Annotated in this window: 24 protein-coding genes and 1 tRNA gene; 8 read left to right on the forward strand and 17 right to left on the reverse strand. The window is 51.3% G+C overall.

Annotated elements, in window-relative coordinates; genetic code table 11:
• Positions 1-9: 9 nt before the first annotated feature.
• Both IE065_RS01225 and IE065_RS01230 read left to right on the forward strand, forming a co-directional pair.
• Positions 10-480, forward strand: coding sequence for a Fur family transcriptional regulator (locus tag IE065_RS01225; RefSeq protein ID WP_189511014.1), 471 nt, complete (start codon positions 10-12; stop codon positions 478-480).
• A gap of 13 nt (positions 481-493) precedes the next feature.
• On the forward strand, positions 494-865 hold the full coding sequence (locus IE065_RS01230; protein ID WP_189511016.1) for a tetratricopeptide repeat protein: 372 nt from the start codon (positions 494-496) through the stop codon (positions 863-865).
• 13 nt (positions 866-878) lie between these two features.
• Here IE065_RS01230 and der read toward each other — a convergent pair whose 3' ends face one another.
• From der to IE065_RS01250, 4 genes are all read right to left on the reverse strand, one after another.
• Entirely contained in the window at positions 879-2,363 is a 1,485-nt protein-coding gene (gene der / locus IE065_RS01235; RefSeq protein ID WP_189511018.1) for a ribosome biogenesis GTPase Der, read from the reverse strand.
• Positions 2,364-2,457: 94 nt separating this feature from the next.
• On the reverse strand, positions 2,458-2,841 hold the full coding sequence (locus IE065_RS01240; RefSeq protein ID WP_189511020.1) for a GxxExxY protein: 384 nt from the start codon (positions 2,839-2,841) through the stop codon (positions 2,458-2,460).
• Between the two features lie 95 nt (positions 2,842-2,936).
• On the reverse strand, positions 2,937-4,124 hold the full coding sequence (locus IE065_RS01245) for an aminotransferase class I/II-fold pyridoxal phosphate-dependent enzyme (protein ID WP_189511022.1): 1,188 nt from the start codon (positions 4,122-4,124) through the stop codon (positions 2,937-2,939).
• Positions 4,125-4,254: 130 nt separating this feature from the next.
• Complete coding sequence (locus IE065_RS01250) at positions 4,255-4,737, reverse strand: Lrp/AsnC family transcriptional regulator (RefSeq protein ID WP_189511024.1); 483 nt, start codon at positions 4,735-4,737, stop codon at positions 4,255-4,257.
• Between the two features lie 124 nt (positions 4,738-4,861).
• Here IE065_RS01250 and IE065_RS01255 point away from each other — a divergent pair, with 124 nt between their 5' ends.
• Positions 4,862-5,452: a hypothetical protein gene (locus IE065_RS01255; protein ID WP_189511026.1), complete on the forward strand. Its 591-nt coding sequence runs from the start codon at positions 4,862-4,864 to the stop codon at positions 5,450-5,452.
• A 45-nt stretch (positions 5,453-5,497) separates the two neighbouring features.
• On the opposite strand, the gene IE065_RS01260 is transcribed toward IE065_RS01255, so the two are convergent.
• The 3 genes from IE065_RS01260 to IE065_RS01270 all read right to left on the reverse strand — a co-directional run bounded on the left by IE065_RS01260 (position 5,498) and on the right by IE065_RS01270 (position 8,074).
• Positions 5,498-6,403, reverse strand: coding sequence for a TerB family tellurite resistance protein (locus tag IE065_RS01260; protein ID WP_189511027.1), 906 nt, complete (start codon positions 6,401-6,403; stop codon positions 5,498-5,500).
• Between the two features lie 308 nt (positions 6,404-6,711).
• Positions 6,712-6,787, reverse strand: a tRNA-Lys gene (locus IE065_RS01265).
• Between the two features lie 240 nt (positions 6,788-7,027).
• Positions 7,028-8,074, reverse strand: a complete 1,047-nt coding sequence (locus IE065_RS01270) for a bifunctional UDP-4-keto-pentose/UDP-xylose synthase (protein WP_189511030.1) — start codon at positions 8,072-8,074, stop codon at positions 7,028-7,030.
• 177 nt (positions 8,075-8,251) lie between these two features.
• On the opposite strand from IE065_RS01270, the gene IE065_RS01275 reads away from it, so the two are divergent.
• Both IE065_RS01275 and IE065_RS01280 read left to right on the forward strand, forming a co-directional pair.
• On the forward strand, positions 8,252-8,974 hold the full coding sequence (locus IE065_RS01275; protein WP_189511031.1) for an NAD(P)-dependent oxidoreductase: 723 nt from the start codon (positions 8,252-8,254) through the stop codon (positions 8,972-8,974).
• A gap of 34 nt (positions 8,975-9,008) precedes the next feature.
• Positions 9,009-9,461, forward strand: a complete 453-nt coding sequence (locus IE065_RS01280) for a carbohydrate binding domain-containing protein (protein ID WP_189511033.1) — start codon at positions 9,009-9,011, stop codon at positions 9,459-9,461.
• A 109-nt stretch (positions 9,462-9,570) separates the two neighbouring features.
• On the opposite strand, the gene IE065_RS01285 is transcribed toward IE065_RS01280, so the two are convergent.
• Positions 9,571-10,089 (reverse strand): hypothetical protein, encoded by a 519-nt coding sequence (locus IE065_RS01285; protein ID WP_189511195.1) that lies wholly within the window; start codon positions 10,087-10,089, stop codon positions 9,571-9,573.
• 157 nt (positions 10,090-10,246) lie between these two features.
• Between IE065_RS01285 and leuC the strand changes: the two genes are divergently transcribed.
• Positions 10,247-11,674, forward strand: coding sequence for a 3-isopropylmalate dehydratase large subunit (gene leuC / locus IE065_RS01290; RefSeq protein WP_189511035.1), 1,428 nt, complete (start codon positions 10,247-10,249; stop codon positions 11,672-11,674).
• A gap of 154 nt (positions 11,675-11,828) precedes the next feature.
• Here the strand turns inward: leuC and IE065_RS01295 are convergent, their stop codons facing one another.
• The 3 genes from IE065_RS01295 to IE065_RS01305 all read right to left on the reverse strand — a co-directional run bounded on the left by IE065_RS01295 (position 11,829) and on the right by IE065_RS01305 (position 13,680).
• Positions 11,829-12,581, reverse strand: a complete 753-nt coding sequence (locus IE065_RS01295; RefSeq protein ID WP_189511037.1) for a PEP-CTERM sorting domain-containing protein — start codon at positions 12,579-12,581, stop codon at positions 11,829-11,831.
• A gap of 92 nt (positions 12,582-12,673) precedes the next feature.
• Complete coding sequence (gene dtd, locus IE065_RS01300; RefSeq protein ID WP_189511039.1) at positions 12,674-13,129, reverse strand: D-aminoacyl-tRNA deacylase; 456 nt, start codon at positions 13,127-13,129, stop codon at positions 12,674-12,676.
• 2 nt (positions 13,130-13,131) lie between these two features.
• The gene (locus IE065_RS01305) at positions 13,132-13,680 is read right to left on the reverse strand and encodes a flavoprotein (protein WP_189511041.1); all 549 of its coding nucleotides are present in this window, start codon (positions 13,678-13,680) and stop codon (positions 13,132-13,134) included.
• 228 nt (positions 13,681-13,908) lie between these two features.
• On the opposite strand from IE065_RS01305, the gene IE065_RS01310 reads away from it, so the two are divergent.
• Positions 13,909-15,444 (forward strand): ATP-binding protein, encoded by a 1,536-nt coding sequence (locus IE065_RS01310; protein ID WP_189511043.1) that lies wholly within the window; start codon positions 13,909-13,911, stop codon positions 15,442-15,444.
• A gap of 121 nt (positions 15,445-15,565) precedes the next feature.
• On the opposite strand, the gene IE065_RS01315 is transcribed toward IE065_RS01310, so the two are convergent.
• Both IE065_RS01315 and IE065_RS01320 read right to left on the reverse strand, forming a co-directional pair.
• Positions 15,566-16,462, reverse strand: coding sequence for a LamG-like jellyroll fold domain-containing protein (locus IE065_RS01315; protein ID WP_189511045.1), 897 nt, complete (start codon positions 16,460-16,462; stop codon positions 15,566-15,568).
• Positions 16,463-16,467: 5 nt separating this feature from the next.
• Positions 16,468-18,363 (reverse strand): DUF1565 domain-containing protein, encoded by a 1,896-nt coding sequence (locus IE065_RS01320; RefSeq protein WP_194499994.1) that lies wholly within the window; start codon positions 18,361-18,363, stop codon positions 16,468-16,470.
• A gap of 513 nt (positions 18,364-18,876) precedes the next feature.
• Here IE065_RS01320 and IE065_RS01325 point away from each other — a divergent pair.
• Positions 18,877-20,115, forward strand: coding sequence for a Gfo/Idh/MocA family protein (locus IE065_RS01325; protein ID WP_189511049.1), 1,239 nt, complete (start codon positions 18,877-18,879; stop codon positions 20,113-20,115).
• A gap of 52 nt (positions 20,116-20,167) precedes the next feature.
• Here the strand turns inward: IE065_RS01325 and IE065_RS01330 are convergent, their stop codons facing one another.
• The 4 genes from IE065_RS01330 to IE065_RS01345 form a co-directional block, all read right to left on the reverse strand.
• Complete coding sequence (locus IE065_RS01330) at positions 20,168-21,190, reverse strand: LacI family DNA-binding transcriptional regulator (protein WP_189511051.1); 1,023 nt, start codon at positions 21,188-21,190, stop codon at positions 20,168-20,170.
• Between the two features lie 728 nt (positions 21,191-21,918).
• Entirely contained in the window at positions 21,919-22,758 is an 840-nt protein-coding gene (locus IE065_RS01335; RefSeq protein WP_189511053.1) for a LamG domain-containing protein, read from the reverse strand.
• Positions 22,755-25,289 (reverse strand): right-handed parallel beta-helix repeat-containing protein, encoded by a 2,535-nt coding sequence (locus tag IE065_RS01340; protein ID WP_189511055.1) that lies wholly within the window; start codon positions 25,287-25,289, stop codon positions 22,755-22,757. The genes IE065_RS01335 and IE065_RS01340 overlap by 4 nt, the downstream gene beginning before the upstream one ends.
• A gap of 112 nt (positions 25,290-25,401) precedes the next feature.
• A complete protein-coding gene (locus tag IE065_RS01345; protein ID WP_189511056.1) occupies positions 25,402-26,235 on the reverse strand; it encodes a sialate O-acetylesterase in 834 nt (277 codons plus the stop codon).
• Positions 26,236-26,336 lie beyond the last annotated feature (101 nt).

A 26,336-nucleotide genomic window follows, 5' to 3' on the forward strand; every position in this document is an offset into this window, starting at 1 on the left:
AAATAAGCCATGACCGAAAACGAGACGACCGAAATTGACCTGGAAAATCCACGCGAGACTTTCCAGCAGTTCCTGACCAGCAAGGGTTTACGCGTCACCAATCAACGTATTGCCATCTTTGATGCCGCTTACGGCGCGGATGACCATTACACGGCTGAAGATCTGCTGGATCGTTCCCGCCGCATTGATGCATCCGTCTCACGCGCTACGGTTTATCGCTCACTACCTATACTAGTAGAAAGTAGCTTGATACGAGAAGTCGATGTAGGCTTGGATAACAAATATTATTTGGCTAATCGCGAAAGCCGCACCTTTCAGGCACAGGTTATTGACGCCGATAATGACAAAATTTATGAGGTCGATGCGCCGTTCATGGAATGGTATGGTAAGACCGTGTGCGAACGTCTTGGCATGGAACCCATTGCCATGCGCCTACAAGTGACTGCCCGTAAGAGCATCGCCAAGAGCGAAAAAGTATAGCCCCCCTGCCGCCATGGCCCAAGACGATCATCGTTTCGAGATAGAATTTTTCGAAGGCGTCCATCGGAGAGACCCGAACGACCCAGAAGTCATCGAAATCCTCGGCGGCCTCTACTCAGATCTTGGTCAAGTAGACAACAGTCTGCGTATGGACACCTGCCTCGTTGATCTACAGCCGAAAAATCCCACTGCGCATTACAATCTTGCCTGCTCCCTCGCCCTTAAACGCCGAAACGAAGAAGCGCTGCACTCACTGCGTCAAGCCGTGGAATTAGGTTATCGCGATGTGAGCTGGCTTCTCGACGACCCCGACCTCAAGGAATTGCGCGAGCATCCGTCTTTCCGCACCATTGTGGCTGAGCTTGAAAACATGCCACAGGGCTAATTGCGAAAGGCTATTATTTTTTCCGGCTACGGCGCATGGGCCTGCGAGGCGTTCCCTTGCCGTGTTTGTTGAGCGCGTTGTTGCCTTTATTTTGGGACGTGTTTGGCGTGTAATAAGGATTCTCCGCAGACTTGCCGCGCAGGTCAAATTTCACCGGGCAACCATCCAAACGGAAATTCTTGTGAAAGCCGTTTTCGAGGTAGCGCAAGTAACTATCTTCCAGCTTCTCCTCACGGTTACAAAATAGTCGAATCTTGAACGGGCGCTGCGCTACTTGCAGGCCGTAGTAGACCTTGAACCGGCGACCGCCAACGATCTTTGGCTTCTGACGCTCCAGCATATCGCCCAAGACTTTGTTGACCTGCGCAGTCGGTAGCTCCATTCCAAGCGTCGTATCGACCATCACTGCCGACTTCAGGATTTCATCGACCTGAAAGCCCGTTAGGGCAGACGTGAAAATGATTGGCGAGTTCGGCAGGAAAAACAGCTCTTCGCGGATGGCATCGATGAAAGCTTTACGGAACTCTTTTTCGCTCGTAAATCCATCCACCTTGGATTGGCGGAAACTGTCCAACGCGAGGTCCCATTTGTTAACCACGACAACGAGACCAACGCCAGCATCGGCGATTTCGCCCGCAATTTTCTTATCGTGTTTAGCCACGCCCGACAACGCGTCCAAAATGAGAAAAGCGACGTCGGCCCGCTCAATCGCGCCCGAGGAACGTAGATTGGAAAAGTAATCCAGTGATGAACCCAGCTTGCGGTTAGGCTTCATACCAGCAGTGTCGATCAGGCGAAATTTCCATTCCTCGCCCGTCTTGGCCGTATAGTCCAGTTCATGCTCAATGGCGTCGCGGGTCGTTCCCGCAATGTCACTCACGATCAGGCGTGGAGCCCGAATCAGCGCGTTCCCCAAAGAGGACTTGCCCACATTCGGACGGCCACACAGGCAGATATTGATCCGGCGATCCTCGTCAACCTCCGGTGCCTCTGGCTTGGGGCCGAGAAATTCCGTGATCGCGTCAAAGAGCTCACGCGAGCCTTGCCCATGCTCAGCAGAAACAGCCAGCACATCGCGAAAGCCCATTCGATGGAATTCAGCGAGGTTGAGCGCGCCGCTTTGGCGGTCGATTTTGTTGACGACTGTCAGCACTTCTTTGCCGGAGCGGCGAAGCATGTCGGCAACGTCAAGGTCCACTGGAGTCACTCCCTCAGGTCCCTCCACGACAAAGAGCACGAGATTCGCAGCCTGGATCGCCAATTCAACCTGTTCCTCGGTGGCTTCGTGGATCGCAGCGGGGGTCATCTCGGGCTTAATGCCGATGCCGCCAGTGTCCATGATCAGAAAATCTTCGTCGACGACCGCCATGGCCAAGTCACGTGTGACTCCGGGCATATCGTGAACGATGGCCACGCGCTTACCGAGCAGACGGTTAAATAACCGGCTCTTGCCGACGTTAGGCCGGCCTACGAGGGCCACGGTGCGGTTGGAAATCATGATGAAAGTGTTTGATTGAATTTTTTAGCCACGGATTGGCGCGGATGAAACGCGGATGCCAGCGGGATGTGAATATGTCGAAAATGCGAATGAGTTAGGAGCTTTTCTCTGAGCGGACGAAGCGCTTGAACTCGACCTTAGTCTTCCCAAAATTAACTAAAAGGCCAACACGAATGCCAGTAGCTTTCATTTCATTGAGTAATTGAGCTTCATCATTAGGATTATAATTCAAGGCGACCTTGAGTTCGACAACGACTTTTGATTCGACGAGGAGGTCGGCGAAATAATCTCCGACTATTTGATTCTTGTAAATGACTTGGATCCCTTTTTCAGACTCTGCTGCAATGCCCCGAGAGTCCAGTTCAACGACCATCGCCCGCTGATAAACCTTTTCTAAGAATCCATAACCCAGCTCAGTGTGAACATCGAACGCGGCACCAATGACCTCTTTTGTTATCTCCTCAAATTCCAGTCCCATTTCATGCTTTTAAAATTATAACATCCGAACGCATCTGCTGGCATCCGCGTTTCATCCGCGCCAATCCGCGGCTAAAAAAACGAATCCAACATTATCTACTTCGCCACTGGCTCCTTCACCAGTGTATCCACAAATCGCTCGATGGCGTCGGTGGCGCGCATCAGTTGGTCGTAGCTGTTCGAGAAACTGGCGCGGAAGAAGCCTTCCCCGCTTGGGCCAAACGCAGTGCCCGGCACGACGGCGACCTTCTCAGCTTGCAGGACGCGTTGGCAGAATTCCATCGACGTCAGACCAGTGTCTCTGATCGACGGGAATGCGTAAAACGTAGCGGCGGGCACGTGACACTTGAGGCCGATTTCGTTGAAGCGGCGGCAGATGAAGTCGCGTCGCTGCTGATACTTATCTTTCATGTCCAGCACGGCTTCTTCGCCGTTGCGGAGAGCCTCGATCGCGGCTTCCTGCGAGAGGATCGGCGCGCACATCATGGCATATTGATGGACCTTCATCATGGCCTCGACCAACTCTGGCGTAGAGCAGGCGTAGCCGATGCGGAAACCCGTCATCGCAAATGCCTTAGAGAAACCGTGCAGGAAAATAGTCCGCTCCTTCATCCCAGGGAAGCTGGCAATGGAGACGTGTTCACCGTCAAAGGTCAGCTCGGCGTAAATTTCGTCTGCAAGGACGACGATGTCCTTCTCCTTGGCAAACTTGGCAATGCGCTCCAGCTTGGAGCGCTCGGTGACGCCGCCCGTAGGGTTCGTCGGAAAATTGAGCAAGATCGCTTTAACGCCTGGCTCCCAAGCTGCAATGAGCTTGTCCGGATCGATGGCGAAATCGTCCTCTGCACTAGTGGCCACGGGGATCGCCGTCGCGTGGCAAAGCGTGATGCTCGGGCTGTAGCTCACGTAGCAAGGCTCGTGATAGATGACTTTGTCACCGGGGTTCAAGATCGCGCGCAGAGCAATATCCAGCGCTTCACTGACGCCCACCGAGACGAGCACTTCGTTGTCTGGATTGTAATTAACGTGGAAGAACCGCTCGACGTATTTCGAGATTTCGCGGCGAAGCGTGATGAGCCCTTTGTTGTCGGTATAGCTCGTTTTACCCTTTTCCAACGCGTAAATTGCCGCCTCCCGGATATGCCAGGGGGTCACAAAATCCGGCTCGCCAATCCCAAGGGAAATGGCGTCCTTCATCTGTGACACAATCGCAAAAAAGTCACGGATGCCAGACTTCGGAAGCCCGGCGACGTGATCGGCGACGAATCGTTGAGAGGAGGACATGATAGTATTACGTTAAAGACAGTTGGTATTAAAGAGGGTGAAAATGCTAAGATGAAAAAACAGATGCCATCGGAGGTGAAAGCATCCAGGAACTTTAATCTTTAACCTTTCAACTTTAACCTCCCAGTGGTCAGGGACTGACCGCTGGCTTCGCGTCGACTTCTTCGGGGCGGGCGATGTAGTGGCCCTGCTCCTTATAGGCGCGCAGCATGAAGTGCGTCGCAGTTGAGTTGACGCCCGCTACAGTGGCCAACTTTTCGAATACAAAAGACGCCACACGCTGCAAATTCTGGGCCTTGATGACGACCAATAGGTCGTAGGCACCGGACATCAAGTAACAGCTTTCCACGCGGTCAAACTTGCTAATACGCTCGGCAATGCGGTCAAAGCCGCCTTCGCGCTCGGGGCTGATTTTCACTTCGATCACGGCGCGCACTTCGTCTGGCCCGGAGTAGTCCGGGTTGAGGATCGGGCGCCAGCCCAGCAGGATACCTTCGGCGCGGAGCTTTTCCAGCTCGGCGTCGATTTGCTCTCGGGACATGTCCAGCACTTTGCCCATCTGTGCGGTGGTCAGCGGCTCGCCATCGAGGATCAATTTGAGTACGGGATTCATGGAAAACAAAGCACGGTAGCAGCCGCGCAGCTAATGTCCATCGCAATTATGGCCAATGAATAGCGTGCATTTGCCCCCGCAAGATTCCATTGCCAGCCGATAAAATCCTACCTAGCGTCACGACATGAAACGACATTTCCGCTACTTGTGTGCATTAACCGGTGCCACACTCTGCCTCGCCAACCCGCTTTTTGCCGATAAACCCGCCAACAACGGCAAGCCCGAAAACCCGGGTAATTCAGCCAATGCCGGCCAGTCTTCAAGTGAGGCGTCCAGCTATCAGGCCATCGAGGCCTCGATTGCCAAGGATCAGAAAAACCTTCAGGCCGAAGCCATGGATGAAAAGGCCAAACTCAACGCCAGCCTACTCGCGGAAGTACGCCAACGCGACGGCTTTAATGCACAATCCCGCCAAGCGCTCGACAAATATCTCAAGGCCAACGGCAACAGCTGGAAGAACGTAGCCCCCCTCCCCCCTGGCCTCCAGCGTAAGGCCGAGAGCGGCGCAGCCCTCCCCTCCGGTTGGCAAAAAAAACTGGTCTTGGGCTCCGTCATCCCGAACGACATTTACGACCACGCCCGCAAGCTTCCAAAGGATGTCTATGACAGTATTCAGCACCCCGAGGGCACCGAAGACGTCCTGATCGAAGACCAGCTCTACCGCATTGCTAAAAAGAATCGCGAAATCATCGACATTTTCAACCATGCACCCTAGCACAGCCTTTCACTACGAGACCCGTCTTCCGGAGCGCCTAAGGCCTCAGCCCGCCATTTCGCTGACGCGCTCGTAGTGACGTTGGAAGTCGAGATGATCAAGGCGCAAGTTTGCGCAAATCTGCATAATTTCGTCGACCTCACTGTCCAGTAATTCACCATCAATGATGGCTATCTCGAACAATAGTTCCAAGAAACGCCGCCGTTCGCGGAGATTGGTCTCCTCAAAGAGCCAGCGACTAACCCTCAGAACGTCTAGCTCATTGAATGCGTCCGACAGCGAAACGATCATGATGAATTCCGCTTGCTCGCGCTCGAGCTTCCAGTTGGACATGAGAAAATCAATCGCAACGGCTAACTCACGCTCGTCAATATAGTCGTCGGCGTGGATGACGCGGGCTAGGAGTATGCCCGCCAAGCAGAGACGACGCAGTTCCGTCTTCGTCCGGTCTTCCAGACCAAATTCACCCTGCATCCAATCGTCAATACGCTCAGCAATGACTTCGTCCACTGGCGCAAATTCGCGCTCCGTGCGATTAGCAGCCTTTATCCGACGCTCCATTGGCTGTTCAAGGACCTGAAGTAGAAGGTTAAGCGCATCCAGAGGAAAAGCGCCGACTTTATCGATAAACTCGGCGATCATTCCCCGCTCACTGTCGGCAATAACACCATCAGCTTCCACCATTCGCTCCAAGGCGTACAAGGCGAAAATCTTGGCATTATCGTCTTTGACCTGCTCCACAAGCTGTTTCATGTAACGTGAACGAGAAGCGGGGCTAACTGGGCGATCCAATAATTTTTGCACTCTGCGCCAGTCCTTCAGGCTCAACCCTGGCAGTTGATAAAGCAAATCCATCAGACAATCTCGCTCTTCGGGAGCGACTTCGCCGTCGGCCCAAGCTGCTACGGCAACCACTTTTGCCAAAGCCAAGGATAGAGATGAATCTTGCATGAACAGGGGTGGTGGAGGTGAATCCAGACCCTCATCCTAAGAAGCCCTGCGACAAGGTGAAGGAAAAAACGTCACCTATGCGATGAACCCTAGATTTTCACAGTGACCAATGACCTTCCCTAAATGGATTGCCCCATCAGGATAAGTGCACAAGCCCTGTAGCTTCCTGTTCATAAATGGCTCCCTTGTTGAAGCCTCGCAGAAATTAAGACTAAGCTCGCCGAAGTAACGGTTAGGAAAAACCGTTCCCCGATCGCTAAGCGGGGGGGGGGGAGATGTCATTACTATGATCTCTCTGCTCAGAAAAATGGTGGGTCGAGTGGGACTTGAACCCACAACCAATTGCTTAAAAGGCAACTGCTCTACCGATTGAGCTATCGACCCATTTTATTGATTATCAATAACTTATAACACTGACTCCATTCAATCTTAACCGAACCGCATCACATTAATACAATGCAGTCATCATTTTTCAAAAATGAGCGCACCTAGCGTGAAGTGTCAAACAGCTAAAACCGCCTAAAATCTATATAAGAACAAGAGAAGCGGGCGATACTACGCCAGGCTTTACTTCAGTCAAGAGGGAAAAGCCCAAATTGGCTTTCAAAATGCCGAGGCCTGATTCTACCGCACATTCATCGCGTTCAGTTCGTAGTCCTGATTGCGTAAATGGTAGTCTAGGGTGAGCTTTAGTGCGGTGCGGAGGTCGGTCTTGGGCTCCCAGCCAAGGTGGATTTTCGCTTCTTCGACCTTGGGTACGCGGTGGACAACGTCCTGGTAAGCTTCCCCGTAATAGGCACCGCTGGAGACTTCCTCGATCACAACCTTTTTGACGAGGTCGGCATATTCTGGATATTCGCCGATGAGTTCCACAAGCATGTAAGCCAGCTCTTTGATCGAAAATTCCTCGCCAGGGTTGCCAACGTTGAAAATTCGGCCCGAGGCGCAACCGTTCTCATTGCGGATAATGCGCATGATGCAGTCCACACCATCGTCGATGAACGTGAAACAGCGCTTTTGCTGCCCACCGTCAACCAGCTTGATTGGCTTGCCCGTAATGATGTTGTGGATGAATTGCGTGACTACGCGCGAGGAGCCTTCCTTCGGGTCGTTGACATCGTCAAGCTTGGGGCCGACGAAATTGAACGGGCGGAAAAGCGAAAAATCGAGCCCCTCGGTTTCGCCGTAGGCCCAAATGACACGGTCGAGGAGTTGCTTGATCGTGGCGTAAATCCAGCGCTGTTTGGGGATCGGGCCATAGACCATGTTCGTCGTGTATTCGTCGAACTCATTGTCCTGCACTAGGCCGTAAACTTCACTCGTGGACGGAAACACCAGGCGTTTCTTGTATTGCACGGCCTTCTTGACCACGGAGACGTTGGCCTCGAAATCCAGCTCATAGACGCGGATTGGGTCTTTCACATAAAGGGCTGGTGTGGCAATGGCGACCAGTGGGACGACGACGTCGCATTTCTTCACGTGATATTCGATCCATTCCTTGTTGATGGTCATGTCCCCCTCAAAGAAGTGAAAACGTGGGTTGCTGATGGACGCGCCGAGCTTGTTGTCGGCCATGTCCATGCCCCAGACTTCCCAGTCCGTTTCGGTGAGAATCTTCCAGACCAAACTGCTGCCAATGAATCCATTGACGCCAAGGATCAAAACTTTCATGGGCGGCATTTAAACGGCCCAGTGCGCTTAGGGAAACAACGAAAAGCACCGACACGGCATTTCAATCATCAAAGAAAATCGACGATGCGGCATACTGAAATTTGAAGGAAGGAGCGAACCATTGACTCAGCCCTCCTCCTGAACCACCGTCGGGTCCCTCAACATGACACCAAAGAAATGACCACACTTGTAGTAGGCGCAAGCGGAGCAACTGGTCGACTACTCGTCGGGCAATTACTGAAACGAGGGCAGCAAGTGAAGGCGATCGTGCGATCATCAGAGAGCTTGCCTAAACAAATGAAGGACAACCCGCGGTTGTCTGTGATCCAAGCCAGCCTACTCGACCTCAGTGATTCAGAAATAGCTGCGCATGTCCGCGGCTGCAATGCAATCGCTTCATGCCTTGGCCATAATCTGACTTTTAAAGGACTTTTCAGCCACCCCCGCAGGCTCGTAACCGATGCCACCCGCCGAATATGCAACGCCATTGAATCAACCGGCGCAACAGATTCGATCAAATTTGTGCTCATGAACACAACTGGGAACCAAAATCGCGACCTCAATGAGCCAATCTCCTCTCCCCAAAAGTGTGTGATCGGGCTGCTCCGCTTATTACTCCCTCCCCATGTCGACAACGAGGAGGCGGCAGACTACTTGCGGGCCGAAATTGGGCAGGACAATAGCGTCATCCAATGGGTCACCGTTCGCCCAGACGGCCTGATCGACCAAGACGAGGTTACACCGTACACGCTGCACGCATCGCCAACGCGGAGTGCAATCTTCAACGCGGGCAAGACGAGCCGAATCAACGTTGCCCACTTTATGGCTGATCTCATCACCAACCCCAAACTCTGGAACCAGTGGCAGGGGCAAATGCCCGTTATTTATAACGAGGAATGATCCTAAGAATAGGCTAAAAACTTCCCCAAAACCAATGAACGAAGTCATCACCGACCCGCAATTCGGCACTCTGGACACAGTTGACTCCCTGTGGCAGATCATCTGTCACGAGGGCATCACTATAACACCTTCTGTGCTGGATTCCGTTTTAAAGCTCGATGTGTTGAATACCAAAGGCGCGAACTGGCATGGCGAGCTGCGTTATGCGCCGTTTGAGGTCAACCCGCCCCAGACCTATATAGTAACCTTTTCTGCCAAAGCAAAAGTCTCGTTTTTGTTCAGCGTGTGGTTGGGGCAAATGAATCACCCGTGGGCATCGCTAACGCCAGATAGCAATCACTTCGGAGAACAAATGATGACACCTGAGTGGCAGACGTTCACGCACACCTGGACTCCAAATAAGCAAGAAACACAGGCCCGCTTGAACTTCGTATTAGGACCAATAGATAACACGATCGAAATCAAGAACGTGAGCCTCAAACATTAGCCGACTGCGTCAAAAACGAAGCCGATTATCGCAACACGATGAAACTGCGCCCAGGGACGCGCCTTGCGCTACCCCTAGGAATGCTGATCGGTCTTAACCGACCGTAAAATCACTCCATTAGACCGATCTCAGGCTTGATATTTTCGCTGGAACCACCGCCGCTAGAACCGCCACCACTGGAGTTTTCGGGAATTTCTTCGCTCGGTCCACGATAGTAAGGCGTAGCTTGTTGGCTGCTGCCACCGCCACCACTCGAACCGCCACCATACTGACTGCCACCGCCACTCGAGCCGCCACCATATTGGCTACCGCCTCCGCCAGTATTTGGATGACGATTGGGCTTCATGGGATTGCTCCCGCCGCCAATTTGGCTACCGCCACCGCCTGTCCGTTGATTGGGGTTGTAATACGGATCGTTGTAAGGTGTGCCTTGGACCGTGTCGCCGCCGCTTGAGCCACCGCCATCAATCTGGCTGCCGCCACCGCCGCTCGGATGACTCGGGTCGTAATACGGGTCGTTATAGGGGGTCCCCATCACGGTACCGCCAGTATTTCCGGGGTAATTTTCCTCTTCAACAGTGCAGCCTGAAAAGACCGCAATAACAGATAAAATCAGTAGATACTTCATTGGTAATAGTAGATTGACGCAAATGCTTCGAGTGGTGTCAGTTAATTCTCCTGTGATAATCAAGGCAATTCCGAATGATAACTAATTGTGGCCATTTCTGCCGTTGACGCCATCTGGTCAGGCGCTCTAATTTGGAATGCTTCTAAATTTAACGATCATGGGCAAAACGCTATTTCATAAAGTCTGGGAAGACCACGCCGTTCGGAAGTTGCCGAACGGGCAAACGCAGCTGTTTATTGGCACACACCTCATCCACGAGGTGACCTCACCACAGGCTTTCGGCATGCTCGGTGACCTCGGCCTCTCCGTTAAATACCCACAGCGCACATTTGCGACCGTGGACCACATTGTGCCGACCAATGAAACCCTTGAGCCATACAGCGACCCTCTCGCCCAGGCCATGATCGAGGAATTGCGCAAAAATTGCGCGGACAACGACATCACATTTTTTGACACCAACACCGGCATGCAGGGCGTCGTCCACATCGTTGGCCCCGAGCAGGGGATCACCCAACCAGGCACTACGATTGCTTGTGGAGACAGCCATACCGCCACACACGGCGCATTCGGCGCGATTGCCTTTGGCATCGGCACCAGCCAAGTCCGTGACGTGCTGGCCACCCAGAGTCTTGCTTTAAGCGAACTGAAGGTACGCCGCATCAACGTGAGCGGCAAGCTCGGACCAGGTGTCTATGCCAAGGACGTCATCCTGCACATTATTCGCGTACTCGGCGTCAACGGCGGACTCGGCTACGCCTATGAATACGGCGGCGAAGTCTTTGATCGTTTCACGATGGAAGAGCGTATGACGGTGTGCAATATGTCCATCGAGGGCGGTGCTCGCTGTGGTTACGTCAACCCCGACCAGACCACCTTCGATTATCTCAAAGGCCGCCCATACTCACCGAAAGGCGCGGAGTGGGACACTGCCGTTGAGCGCTGGGCTTCCTTTGCCAGTGATGCAGACGCCCAGTATGACGACGTTTACAACATTGATGCCGCGGACATCAAGCCGACCGTCACTTGGGGCATCAATCCAGCCCAGGCAATTTTCATCGACGAAAAAATGCCGCTACTGGACGAGCTGGACTCACATGACCGCGCCACCGCTCAGGAAGCCTACGAATACATGAGCCTCACCGAGGGTGCTCCGATTCGTGGCCAAAAAATCGATGTCGCCTTCATTGGCTCCTGCACCAACGGCCGTCTGAGCGATCTGGAAGAAGTCGCCCAATATGTGAAGGGCAAAAAAGTTTCTGCCCACGTCAAGGCAATCGTCGTTCCCGGTTCACAAGTCGTTGCCAAAATCGCCATCGAAAAGGGCCTCGATAAAATATTCTCCGAAGCTGGCTTTGAATGGCGCGCCGCCGGTTGCTCCATGTGTCTGGCCATGAACCCGGACAAGCTAATCGGCAACCAACTCTGTGCCAGCTCATCGAATCGCAATTTCAAGGGCCGCCAAGGCAGCCCCACTGGTCGCACGCTCCTTATGAGTCCAGTCATGGTCGCCGCCGCCGCAATCACCGGCGAAGTCACCGACGCTCGCGAGCTGTTCAACCAAACCGCCACCATAGCAGCGGTTTGAGGATTAAAGTTTAACGATTAAAGTAGGCGTCGGCGCGTAATGTGCCGGCGCTTTTTTTGGGATTACTCGCGAGCAACGGTTTGTTACTGCCAAGACAGACATCAGCGGCAATTCAGACGATTCCGCTGCTCTGCGCAGTCGACAACGATCAGACTTAGCTCAAACGGCGGCGAAGCAAAACCGAGCCAGCCATCAGCCCTGCCATAATCATCGCATAGGTGCTCGGTTCGGGAACGACACGGACATCGCCAGATATAACCAAGTCCTGCCCAATTCGATTAATTGCGTTGGTATTATTGGCGTTCGAACCTGTATCACCAAAGTAGATACTAAATTCGATATCGGTGCCGTTTGTGAGACCGGTGAATGCCGTGCCAGCAACAGAATTAGACGAGGTCAAATCGATCACCTGTGCTGTATCAAGCGTACTGCCGCTTAAAGTCTGAGTGCCCAAGCGATCAGGATCAGCAAACCCAACTGCATCCGAGAAAAAGCTCATGGTAAATGTAGTGCTCGAAGTCGATCCAGTCGCATAATAGCGGAAACTGACACTGGTAAGGTCGAGCACTTCGTCAACGGCTAGCCCAGCGATTGATATGGCAAAAGTGTGATAGGCATTCGTTCCAGAACTTGGCAAGCTGCTTACGGTTGTTCCGGTGGCCCTCATATAAGTGTTGGTGCTCTGGGTCGAAAACCCGCTAATAGTGCTACCGCTACCATCCGTGCCAAGTGCAGAAGTCCGCGGGTCATATTCACCAGCAGAAACAACACTGGAAAAGCTAGGAGCAACGATCCCATTGCCATTATCAGCTAACTTGTACGTGACAATTGTCGACGCGGGTAACGAGGAACAGAACGAAATAAAGAGGGCTCCGATTACAAGACGAAAGGGCTGAAGCTTAATCATTAATCGTTTGATACAAAATTTTGTGATTTTGTCAATCTCCCACGCCTTTTGCCGCATAGAGACCCAGCATTCTAAAGCCAATCCGGCACCGACTATAAATCTCGCTGGCGGGTGTCGATGACCAGCGTGACGGGGCCGTCGTTGTGCGCCTCTATCTGCATATCCGCCGCAAAGACGCCGCTGGGGACCGCGTGGCCAAGTAGCGTTGCGAGCTGTTGCTTGAAATGTTCGTACAAAGCCGTCGCTTCCGCGGGCGGAGCCGAGCGATTGAACGACGGACGGGCACCCTTCTTGACGTTACCATAGAGCGTGAACTGACTGATAACAAGCACGCCGCCCCCAGAGTCCACAAGCGAACGATTCATTCGGCCCTCGTCATCCTCGAAAATACGGAGTGCGGCAATTTTGCGCACGAGCCAACCCGCATCGTCGGCGTCATCACCCTGCCCTACACCGAGGAAGACCAGCATGCCAGCGCCGATTTCTCCCGTTATTTCACCATCTACACGACAAATCGCGCTCGTCACGCGTTGAACCACGGCCCGCATGCTCAGCCAAAGAAGGTGTCGACGCGGGCGACAATGTCATCAACTGGCGCAAGTTTGCCCGCACCTTCGTAACCACAAGCGAGCATGCCGTTTTCCTGAGGTTCGATGAAATGATGACCACGGGCACGCAGGGTTTCGATGTTGGTCTGGGTGGCAGGATGCATCAGCATTTTACCGTTCATCGCGGGAGCAATCATGACCGGAGCCGGAGTTGCCAAATAAATACTGGTCAACAAATCAGGGGCAAGGCCATGGGCAAAGCATGCCAAGATGTTGGCCGTGGCCGGAGCGACGAGTAGAAGGTCTGCTTTGTCGGCCAACTCAATATGCCCAGGCTGCCAGCCCTCACCCTCTTTCCACAAATCGACGCCAACGGGGTTCCGCGAGAGTGTCTGTAGCGTGATTGGCCCGATGATACGCGCGGCCTCAGCCGTCATCACCGCAAAAACCTGCGCCCCGCCCTGCGTCAACTGCGAGGTGATGTCGGCCGCTTTATAAGCTGCAATGGAGCCCGTAACACCGAGGATGATCGTTTTGCCGGAAAAGGACATGCAAGAACCATAATTTTTGCGGTTAATGATTACACGCCAAAAATGAAGGCCCGGAACTTGCTAAACCGAGGATGGTTGCACAAATGCAATAATCCGGGGGAAATCGTTACCTTTTGGGCGCTTCCAAATGTTGCGATTGGATTATCATGTCTTTGAATACAGCTTTTTAAACAGAAAACTAAGGTATCTTTGAATTTTTCGCGAGGACTGCACCGTCTTACTCCCACCATGCTTGGCGTGGTGGCGGGGTCACTGGCATTTATCGTCGTAGCGCTTTGCATCGGCCTGTTCTACTTCATGGCGGCGACGACATGCGAAGAGCGCATACGCAATCAAGTACTTGATCTGGCAACCCTCGCGTCAACCGTCGTTGACGCTGAGGAGCATCATCAGCTCCAAAACGCTGATCTTCAAGGAAGCCCCCAACACTTACAGGCCCTGAAACCCCTAGTGGCGATTCACAAGAAAATCCCCGAAGTCCACTACATCTACACAATGGTCTATAATGGGGATCGACAGTTCTTTGTCCTCGATACCGCGCAGAACCCCATCATTGCACAGCGCAAGGACACCGAACCTTCCTCGGTCATGTCGGAGTATTTCCCGGAGAATCCGTATGAGGCGCTAGCCAAGACTCAACTAGTGGATGGTCAGCCTTATATCTTTCCAGAAATCTACGAAGATTCCTACGGTCGCTTCATTTCGGCGGTTGCTCCGCTAATGGACGATAATGGCCGTTTAGAGGGTTTTTTGGGCGTCGATTACCGGGTGAGCGTTTACGAAAACGAAATCGCACAAATTCGCAACATGGCCATCTTCGCCCTGATGGTGGGTGCGTTTGGCTCCATCCTGCTTGGTATGCTTTCCAGTAACCAAAGAGCGCAGAGCCTCATTCAGGTGCAGGAACGCATCCGGGCCGAAAACGAAATGCGAGCAGCCAAGGAACGCGCTGAAAGCGCTTTGGACACCAAGCAGGAACTGCTTACCATTGCTGCCCACGACCTAAAAAACCCCCTCGCGGCCATCATCGGCGTGGCTGATATGATGGCGATCTATCTCAGAGATGTCCCCCCCCGTTACCTGCCAGAAGGCACCCGCAACCTCTTCTTCAAAATCCCCAAATACGCTAACAACATGCTGCGCATCATCGAAGATGTGCTCAAGGCCGAGACCGCGGAGCGAATTGGAATCCAGTTGGCCGATAAGCCATTCAGTGTGACCGAGGCCGCCAACGAAGTGGTCGAATTCAACCGCTTTGCCTCGAAGAAAAAGAAGATCACCATCCACTACGTCTGCGAGCGTGCGTTTTATATGATCGGCGACCGTGACCGCATGATGGAGGCACTGGATAACCTCGTAAGCAACGCAGTAAAATACTCTCCGCCCAACTCCCGAGTCGATGTTGCTCTTGGCTGTGATCTAGCCAGAACCATGTTACGCTTTTCCGTGACCGACGAAGGCCCCGGACTTAACGAGAAAGACCAACAACGCTTGTTTCAAAAATTCCAAAAACTCAGTGCTAAACCAACAGCAGGCGAGAGTTCCTCCGGCCTTGGCCTGTCAATCGTTAAGCACGTCGTCGAAGCGCATGGTGGCCAAGTCTTCTGCGAAAGTGAAAAGGGATTCGGCGCGACATTTATCATCGAAATGCCCATTGTCGAAGCCAGGTCACTTTATGAGGAATACAATGAAAATGAAACACCTGCCGAGGTGCCCGTTTCTCATCTTTCATCGCAGCGAATTGCCGCCTTCCACAAACGATGATGTCATTGGAGGCCGCTGGCACTGCAGCGCACCCGAAGCATTAGTAATGCAACCAGAAAACAGGGCATGCCGAAACACGATTCGGTATACCCTGCAAAAATGGCTCTATAGATATGTTTGGCTACTTGGTCACAGAGCGACGACGACGCGCGAACACCATCAAGAGCACACCCAATCCGGAGAGCATCGCGGTCGTGCCCGGCTCTGGAATAACAGCGCTCGAACGAACGACTTCCAACTGCGCAAGGCTCAGAGCGCCAGATGCGTCGTTTAGGCCGCCATCAGTGTAGGTCCTGATATCATCAAGTAGACCATCGAACGGACGATTGAAGCTGCTACTATTACCGATAACGATCGATTCAGAATTGGTAAATACAGTATTAACCCCAACATTATCCGTCGCTAAAAGACTTACTGAAGTGGAAGTATTACCACCGTATATACTCGTGGCACCCGTTGTGCCATCGTAAGTCAATGCAATGAAAACCCATTCAGTTGTTGCATCGAGCATCGCGTTAGTGGCGGCGTAGCTCTGCGTTCCTGAAGAACCGTCACCTACCCGAAATGCACCGGTCAAGGCATCAGCCCCCGAAAAATATATCGTATCATAGGAACCGATTTGAAAGACTCGAGCAAAGCCACCTATAGCGGTATCCGCCTTGTACCATCCCGTGAACGTGAAAGATGTCGATCCATTAAATCCACTGGCTCCACTGGCGGATGAAGCACTGCCCGCAATGTCAATATTGGTCGTTGAGTTGTTACCCATACCATCGGTGGCGCTCAAATCGAATGCATAGTCGCCGGTAAGACCAGAAACACCAGAACCATCCGAACCACGTGTGGCTGCACCATTGAATAAGGCTGGAGTAGTATTACTGCCAGTAGACACTGCACTGGTGGCATTCGCCACATCGTTAAAGTCATAATTATAAAGCAGACTTTGGGCGCTGAGTCCACTGCCACAAAGACCAGCTGAGAGAATTATTAAATGTCCTTTAATAATATATTTTATCATATCAATTACTTTTGTTTTGTATATTTTTGGGTTCCGAGGTAAATTGAATCACGGGCTTGTGGTCCGTAATGTACCGCTTTCAGCATCGCTCCTGAAATCTCGTGCAGGGGCACGCAGTCAGGAATCGCTTTGCTAAAGCTATTAGTATGGGAATTATTATCTTGGTGCCAGCCAGCTTCGCTTGATGCCAAACCCTGAAACACTTCAGCAATGCCAGCAGGCGATCCTCGACGAGCAGTAAGCATTGAAAAATCGGCACCATGCACTATCGACTCCGCTTGAGCGTCGCCTTGGACAAACGATACAGCATTGCCATAATAAACGATGCCCTCTGGCCCACTCGGGAGGCGGCTCTGAGCGAACTCCCACGTCATGATGATATTGTTTATGAAGTAGAAATTCTCAAACTTTCTACCTGCTGGGTTCAGCGAGGTAAACATGCGCTTGTATGGCGAAATCAACGTGTTATTCACGACCCAGAAGCCACCCGGAGCCGGCGTCCGATCACGGGGAACGTCAGCCATCTTGCCAGAATCCCAAAAGCGATCATGCTTTATACCGATTTTAAAGACCCCCCCCCGGCTGTAGCCCAGTTTCCATAATTCGATATCTGCTGCGGTCTGTTCAAAAATATTGTCGTAAATATAGATTGGCCCCGGCAAAGGCGCTCCATTGAGAGGCTGCCAGGTGAATGGCTCAAACACATCGATCACCAGATTACCGCGAATGGTTAATGCTTTAGCGTGTTCTTCGGTTTCAAAGGCATTGTCACATATTCGTTCGATCCGATTATTCTCAATGATGGAATCATTACTATTGGAAACGGAACCGCTCGAAAATGCCTCGAAAGCCTCGAAAATCCAGTTTGCCCTCACAGTCCATTCACGCCCAATACGGCGAATAAGCCCAGTTTCATAACTATATGGTGCCTGTAGCCCACCAGTAACTGGTAGGAAGCCAGCTTTCCGCTGCCAATGGATCGGCATACGCATGTTAACGCTGGTGGTCGACTTCGCGTACTCGGCCCGAATAACCTCTTCGATATCCGTGTAGGCTGGGAACTGTGTGTAAAAACAATTTTCCACCACTACCCGAGCAGTATCCCCATCTTCCCGCCCAGCCACACCATACCGACAGCCAAAGAACCAACTGTTCCGGACAGTGAGGTCGTCGGGATTGGAAAAGACACCCGCCATGCCAGGTGTCTCAAAAGTGAATCCATCGATAACGACATGTGCTTCACCGGAAAAATTTAACGCGATGAGAAAGTTATCCGTGCGATTGGGCGTAGCCCCCCAACGGCCACCGGCAGTGCGGGGGCCAACCGCCATGACTGCCTGGTTAGGATCCGTCACGCCATATTTTCCGTCTGCACGCAAGCGGACGTAGAGCGACTTGGTGTCTGCATCCCAAGCAAATCCATGCGAATTGCCAGGGTATTCATCTGCCAACCGACGAAAAGCGATGAGGTCATCCAGTTGCTCATATGGAAGGAGGTCCACTCGATCCGCCAAAACTCGAACCGGTCGATACTCAAATGGGATGCGATATAGTCCTCTTGTTTGGTCCACTAATTCCCATTCCAGATCACCGCTTCGTACGGAAGGCACCGCACCTGAAAGCACTGTTTGATAGCAACCTCCGTCTAGCGCAATGATCTCCAGCGGCTCATCCGAGGTTCCACCCCGCATGAGAAGAACATTCTCATGATAAACACCAGGACTAACGAGAATTTGATCGCCCGGTTGGGCTACGTTCACTGCTGCTTGAATAGTCTTAAGGGGCGTTTCCTGCAATTTCCCACTAGAAGAATCGTCCCCAGTTTTCACGTCGACAAACAACGTGACTGCCTCAAGCAAGCCGCTCCATAGTAACATCAACGTAATTAGAGTTTGCCGCATCAGAAGTTTATAATACTGCGCTCAGCAATTCGTATTGCATACACATTCACATTTCGATGCGACAATGCCTTAGCGTGGCGTCGAGGGGGGGATACTAATATATAAATGCTAGGCGTATGGGGCAGCATGAGAATTAGCATGTTCGGTGGTAGTAAGATAGCAACAAACGCGTAATTTAACTCGTTAAACCCAAGACGAAATCGGGAAATCATAAAAAACCACCTCGAAAACGCTCACATGAAAACTGGCCGTTAATCGAAGTCACCTTAACTTCATCCCTAGTGTCAGATTAACACGTAGAGCCATCGGCGCTACTATTATATTTAACTCGTTCAAATCGAGCCTTTCCGGGTGCAATTAGTTTTGCATGAACACGAATCATTTAGATCGTTAAATCCATGGAGAAGCCAGGAGGACATCCTCCTCATTCGTTATCCAGCGCTCGGACCTCAATCACCACAAATCATTAAAAACTAGCTTCAGTCAAAATAATTTAAATCTACTGAAATACGTATGAACAACCCACCGAAAGCTACCCATCCACCGATTAAAATTCTCCTAATTGGTATTGGTGGTTATGGAAATCGCTACGTTGAAGAGATTCAGGAGCTTGAAGCTTTGGGTGAGGCATGCCTATCTGCGATCGTTGAACCTTCCCTTCAAGCTGCGCCTAGTTGGCCTGTGCTTGAGCAGCGCGGCATACCCACCTTCGCATCACTGGACGAATTCATCCAGAATCCAGTCAAAGTCGATCTTGCCATAGTCGTATCACCCATTTCCTACCACGCCGATCAAACATGCACCTTACTTGACGCCAACATTCACGTACTATGCGAGAAGCCAATCGCTGCTACGGTAAGCGATGCCCTTCGCATGCAGGAGACCAGAGATCGTAGTGGCTGCATTCTTGAAATTGGCTATCAATGGTCATTTAGCGATACCATCCAAAATCTGAAGAAGGACATACTTTCCGGAGACCTTGGAACAGCAGAAAAGCTGCTTACACGAGTTTGTTGGCCTAGAGGCAGTCGCTACTTTGGGCGTAATAACTGGGCAGGCAAGAATTACAACTTACAGGGGGAGCCTGTCTACGATAGTCCGGTTAACAACGCCACCGCACATTACCTCCACAACATGCTCTTCGTACTTGGCTCCGAGCAAAATCTATCAGCAACGCCTTTCGCGGTCACAGCGGAGTGCTATCGTGCAAACCAAATCGAAAACTATGACACAGCCTGCTGCCGATTCGAGACACAGGAAGGTACAGACGTTTACTTTTACACCACACATGCATGCGAAAACGCAGATGGCCCATGCTTCATGTATCTCTTTGAGAATGCCAAAGTGGAATACCGTTCCGGCGGAAACATCATTGCCACTTTCAAAAACGGCGTCACTAGAGACTACGGCAACCCCGACCACAACAGCTTGCAAAAAATCAACCACTGCATCCGAAGAATCCAAAATCCAGCATTGCTTCCATGCTGCAGTGTTGAGCCTTCTATAGCACATACCAAATGCGTTCAGGCGCTACAAAACATACAGGTAGAAAACATCGACCCGTTGTACATTCGAAAAAAACGAAATAGCCCCGTAGACACGTTGACCTATGTCACTGATATGGAATTACTCATAAAGCGAGCATTTGAAGCCCACGAACTCTTTAGTGAACAACAAGTTGAATGGGCTAAACCAGCTCAGCGCATAGACATCTCAGTAACCGATGCAACGATGGGCACATCTATTCTCTAGTTGTTCCATTATTCGATAACAATATGGGCAATCGGCTCAGAGGACGCGATGGCTATATCTGTCCAGCTTCAACACCCATACTGGCTTTAATCGTTGTGCCGGGGCGAAAATCACTATTGAGCATCAATATTCGAGGTTTCTCATCCACGTAGAGAATGTTGTCCTCAACCAAACTCGCCAGCATTTCTACTGCAGCACCGCCTAGAGCGAATGTGTTTTGGCACATTCCACTCATCGTGCCATCACTGTGGCAGTCAAGGTGGAAAAAGCCCAACTCATCGGGTATGGAGACACCCAGTTCATTGACCCAGTTCCAAACCTCCCAATTGACACCCACAATGACCTCCGGCTTTTCTCGCTGATACCACTGCTCAAAGGCCGCTTGGGTCCAAACCTGTGAATCAAAAACACTGTATTTAAGTTGAGGAAAACGGCTGCGGGAAACATGTAGTCCCGCAACCCACATATAATTCACCTGTCGTATCTCATTTTCACTAAATACAAAACCAATATGTTTGTATCCGAGCCGACATAACCGCTCTACGCCCTCTTGAACGGTTTGAATATGATGATTGCTCACCCTCGGTACCTTTGAGTCCGCTAGGGAATAACCAAACGTCACTGCAGTGAATGAACTTAAGTCCAATGGAAACACCCGATTCCGGTAAGGAAGCGGAGCAATCAATATACCGGGAATACCCCTAGCCTTTAAGATTTCGGCAAATCGAGCTGGACGGCTTTGATGCTCTCCCAACCAGAAATGTTCAACTTTATAGCCCAATGCTCGCCCCCTTTCAACAGCACCACGAAAATACTCCGGATAAGTATGCAGACCCTGCCAGTAATCTGGAGTGGAATGATTGGTAACGAACGCAAGCGTCGCCCGGTAGGTGCCAGTATACCCCTTGCGCACTCCAGACATAAGGGCACGCACCATTGGATTAGGCTTATAGCCCAGTTCAGCGGCTAGATGTTGGATTTTTTCTCGAGTCGCGTTAGCGACTTTTGGCGAATTGCGCAGCGCCATCGACACCAATGCACGTGTAACCCCGGCGCGATCAGCAATTACCTGCATCGTGACGGGTTTATCAGATGAAGATAAGCTCGGATCAGAAGACAATGGCTAGGTCTCCGATTAAAAGGGGTTCTATGCAATTAGAAAGAGAATATGGCATCAGAGAATCCATGCGTGGCCGAAGTGCTTATAAGCCTCAACACGTTTCTATTTAAATAGCAGTCGTAAAAATGAGCAAGCATTGAAGCCTTTTTGCTATTTCTCTGCAATGAGTTGAATAGGCTCATTCTCTGACGCGTATGAAAAGCTGCCCACACCCAGCCAATCCAAAAGACGATCAGATTCCAGAAATATCTAGACTGACTTTCGTCTAGGCACGGATTAAGCCATAGACCGCTGGGGTGGTTCCGGAGCGATCTCAATCGCCTCACTGTTTCCGTTCGCAAAGCTACGATGATAAGGCCACGGAAAATTTGGAACCGTGTGTGCTTTCTGCTTGATTTCAACCCCTGTGTTCGGGAGACATGCTACGAACTCTATTTGCGATTTCTCATTGTACCCGATGGCAATGCTGTGGAGGCAAAAACTTTAGATTCTGTTCGAGATTATCGACCACGAGATTTCCCATCTGCGCCAGTTTTCAGAAATATTTCCGCCACAATGAGCCTGCACGAGCGTCCTGGGCGTAACGCGGGCACGATACTACCCCCTCTTCGATGTCGCCTTAATCATTTGGTGATGATAGATTGAAGACTTAATAGCATTAAAGACTCCCTTTAGTTCGCCGCTCATCTCAACGTTCGGTTCTTCAAGTCATTGGCCATAACTGACTGTACCTCCTTCATATTCAACGCAGCCGAACTGTCATCGGAGGAGCCCCAAACGCGAATGTTATCGAGATAACCTTCGAAGGGCCGCTGGTTGTCATGATACGAGGAGTTGCCTATCGAGAAGCGTTGCCCTTCGCCCGAGACCACTTTTCCCTTGGCGAATATGGCTACCGCCATCGACTCAACTCTTAAGGTCTCACTACCCACATAGATATTGGCTTCGCCGGAGGATCCATCATAGGTGACGGCAAAAAACACCCATTCGCCCTTAATACCGTGATCAAGGTTGGTAGAGACCCTTTCCGGGTCACTACTCATGTCATTGATCCGGGTGCTAAACTCGATACGCTGTGTAGAAGCGCCTTCCATCTCACTAAAAAACAGTGCTGTTTTGCCTATCTCGATGATGCGGGAGTAACTCCCGGGCCCAGTGCTTTTAAACCAACCGCTGAGCGTGAAGAACTTCAGGTCGTTAACTGGATTCGATGCGTCTCGCGCCTGCGCCATACAGCCGAGACTCGGGCTATTGGTATTATCGTAGGCAAGGTCATCGGACTTTCCCGATACGCCACTGCCACGAGCCCCATAAAGGTCGGTCGCGATGCGTTCATCACTATTCGCGTTGACAAACGAAGTAAAATTCAGCGTTAAGCTTTCATCACCAGACGATTGGGTCAGCTCATTCTGAGAATTATCGTTGAAAGTAAACTCATAGAGCAAGGTCTCTGCCGCCAAGGCACCGCTTGTCAGCAAAATCACATTGGCGAGTGAGACGAATTGGGATATTTTATTTTTCATTGAATCGAGGTGTTGATGGGTTCAAAGGAGACCGGTGTGCGCAATGCATGCGTACGTTGCCATTCAAAGATAGACTTCACTACTGGATCAGGGCGTGGTGCGCCTATGCCGCCTTCCTGTGGCATAGGAAAAATCTGATTGTCTGCGAGCAGGAAAAACTCTCCGACCCCCTGTCTAAACTCCGCAACAGTAGACACTGGTCCGTAGATACGATTGTCGAATATCTCAAGGCCTGTACAGTTGGCGGCTCCGATCAGAATAGCAGCACCGCGACAGTTCGGAAGGACAAATACATTATGCGAGATAATGTGATCAAAGCTCTTTTCTTTAGCATACACGCCACGTTCTTCTTCAACAAGAAAGCGGTTATAAACAATGATCCACGCCTCGTTTCCTCCGAGCATCGTGATGCCCGATTTGGGCGCGATTACATCATTATAGTAAACAACATTCCTTGGTCCTTGCGGTCCGTGAGCCGTGCTACTGGGACCCGAAGCGAAGAAGCCGTGGCCATAAGTCCCCTGCCCTAAATCCTTTACGCTCTGTTCTATTCTATTGTTTTCGTAAAGATTCTCATGCGTCCAACCCGCATGCCATTGGCCATCGCTGCCCATAAATCGGCTGTCCCGAATGACATTACCCGCAGAGCCCCACTGCAAGTTTGGTGCATGACGCATCCCCCAGGTCGCGATGTTCTCAACAAGACAATCATATGAGCGCTCCAATCCCACATAGCCCGTGCCACCACCGCCTTTAAACAGCGCCCCACGCACCTCCACATCTCGTAACTCGCAGAATTTTGATCGAGTTAGGTAAAGCGGATTACGGCCCGAGTTGATAATATTAACGTCACTAACCCAACTGTTCCAAACGTAGCAAAAGGTAACCCCGTCTGTCCATAAATCCTCAATCGGATACCAGAGCGTTTCCGGTATGCGTGGACCAACCAACTCTTGTGTGAACACCTTCTGCTCAATCGTCAGATTTTCAACTCCGGAGTATTCGATTACGCGAATCGGCTGAACGAAGGAAGCATCCTCAAAAGGAAAATCAATGCGTAGCGGTTGCTCCACATTCACAACGTCGCCATCGACAGCAATGACTTTCAATTGATTACTGCGGAAGGTACCCCAAGGACTAACATTGCCGGTCAGTTCATTCCACCGCTTCGTTGTAGGTGCCTCGATGTAGAGATGGTCGCCGACTTGGACTCCGTGTCCGCTGGCTAACTTAAGTTGCTGGCTTCCGCGAACTGCAGTTTGCGTGAGCAGGATCGGCTCTCCAATCGGGCCACCACCAAGGATCATGATCGCGGCATGTTGATCCAACCAACGATCACCTGGCTGTTCTTCTTCCGAGACGATGACCGGAAATTTGCCTCTGTGGGTATCACCATTTGCGTAGCCGATTTCCACTTCTAGCTCATGTCTACCCGGTCCAAGCTTCTCCAAAATGACATCTCCCTTTAAGCGCAGAAAGAAACGGTTTCCCCAGTGATCTTTGAGTTTTCTCAGCGCCACTTGCTTTCCCTCACTCGTTGCGCTTAGCAGTACCAAGTTTTTTGGATTTGCCTGAATTTCAAAAAAACCATTTGGGCCAATGACGTCATCAAGAGACCAAGTTCGACTGCGTATTTCCCCTAAAGGTATATGATCTTGGAAAATCAATCGCGTCTTCCCTGAACCAGCGCCACGCACAACGACTCGTGAGTTATAAATAACGACAGGTGCACTGAGCAAGAATTCTCCAGACGGCAGTTGAACCACGCCGCCACCGACACTTGCTTCCGCCACCGCCTCTCTCAGCAACTCCGCAATGTCCTTACCCTCATAGCCCGCAAAACGCTCTGGCCCGACGGCTACAGGTAGTTGTGGGATGCCACCCGAGACACCCGCCTGGCTCCAATCCGGATAAACCAATCCGTCCGGACCAGGTACATCAGCGTTGGTCAGTCGAGGATCATCGGGCGTAAGCTTATAGGTGGGCTCCCACGGCGGCACAATATCGGGCTTATATGCTTCGAAACGAATGGAATCGAAATCAGTCGTGCTTATGTCTTTGCTGAAAGAGTGAATCCACGCTTCGGCCTCAGCCGCGCCTTCAGGGGCGGCTGCAATAACCACGTAATCACGCCAAGTCCGGCGGCTAATAGCGGAGAGGTACTCACTGCCATCGGACGACGAAATGCGGTTGCCAGCGCCATCGTAGAAGCGAATGTACGCCGCCGCACCTTTACCAGAGACGTTTCTAGCCAGAAAGCGTAGCCGAAACACCTCGCCTGGTGACGTCGAGAGACGGGGAGACGCCACCGATGAGCCCTTCTCCAAAGATTCATCAACGACGCGCAAGCCCCAATCGCCATTGTGGGCAGCTTCGGCATGTACGAAGCTCATAGCTTCGTTTTCTTCGACAATCCAAGCCGACATGCCATCTTCGAAGCCGTCCTCAAATGAAGCACCACCCGCATGTACAGCACAATGCCCTGAAACGATTGTAGCAAGGATACGAATAAGTCTTTTAAAATTGCTCATACCAACTGGAGGGAAAAAATCATCGCTGAGCCATGCTATTTAGGAGGAACCAACGAAGGTAATACCCGTCGATGGTTGAAGGTGGGCTCGGAATATGGCCTTGCTGATGAATTTAATTCGTGGCCTGCCTTGGGTTCGTGACTTCTCGGTAGACTTCGGCATATCGGCGACCAAACTCACGTTGAGATTCCGCATTAAAGTGCGTGTTGTCCGACTTGCAGGTTAATCCATCGCTGGAAACGAACCCTGCATTTTCCGTTTCACTCGCAAATTCCTGCTGAGCGTCATCGACTTTATGTGTACCTGATTTCCAAGGTTTCTGAGGGAACTGCCCAAGCTGGCCAATGATGATTGGTAAATTTGGATCATCGAATTCAGTTCTAAATCTATCGACGAGCACGATTAGACAGGCTTTGTAGTTTTCGGCGCGCTCACCTTGCACGTCCGCCTCTCCCTGGTGCCACAACACGCCTTTCAGTACGCCGTCCTCCATCGCACGCTTCGTCCGGACAATCGCATCATCATAAGGTTGACTTTCGGTTTGGCCATGATGCGCTCCCGGAACCCATTTTGTAATGGAAGAACCACCACAAGCCGTTGGGATAAGCCCGATAACAACGTTCTCATTGTCATCGGCCATTTCGATTCCGAATGTCTTGCCCGGCCCTACGCCCGCAATGGATTTATCAAAGTGTAGCGGGTCAACTGCCGGAGCCCACTCTCCTTCCCTAGTCAACATCATGACGCGCGGGTGCGGAATTTTGTCCTGTTCACTTACTTGACCACGTCCAGCCATATTGGATTGCCCCGCCAATAAGTAGAGATGGAAATTTTCTTTGGCAGGCAACTCGATCTCCTCGGCACAGCTAAGATGTTCAAAGCCAATCAGTGAAACGAACAGGCAAAAAAACAGTGTCGTTCTCGGGATATATTTTAGTGTTTTCATTTTAATAAAATGGAATGGTTTGAATAAATTTCTGAACAGTTGGCATCTTCCCATTAATTCCAGATTGAACCCCTGTAATCAGTCATTGGAATAGCGAATCG

This window comes from Cerasicoccus arenae (genome assembly GCF_014651635.1).
Classification (GTDB): Bacteria; Verrucomicrobiota; Verrucomicrobiia; order Opitutales; family Cerasicoccaceae; genus Cerasicoccus; species Cerasicoccus arenae.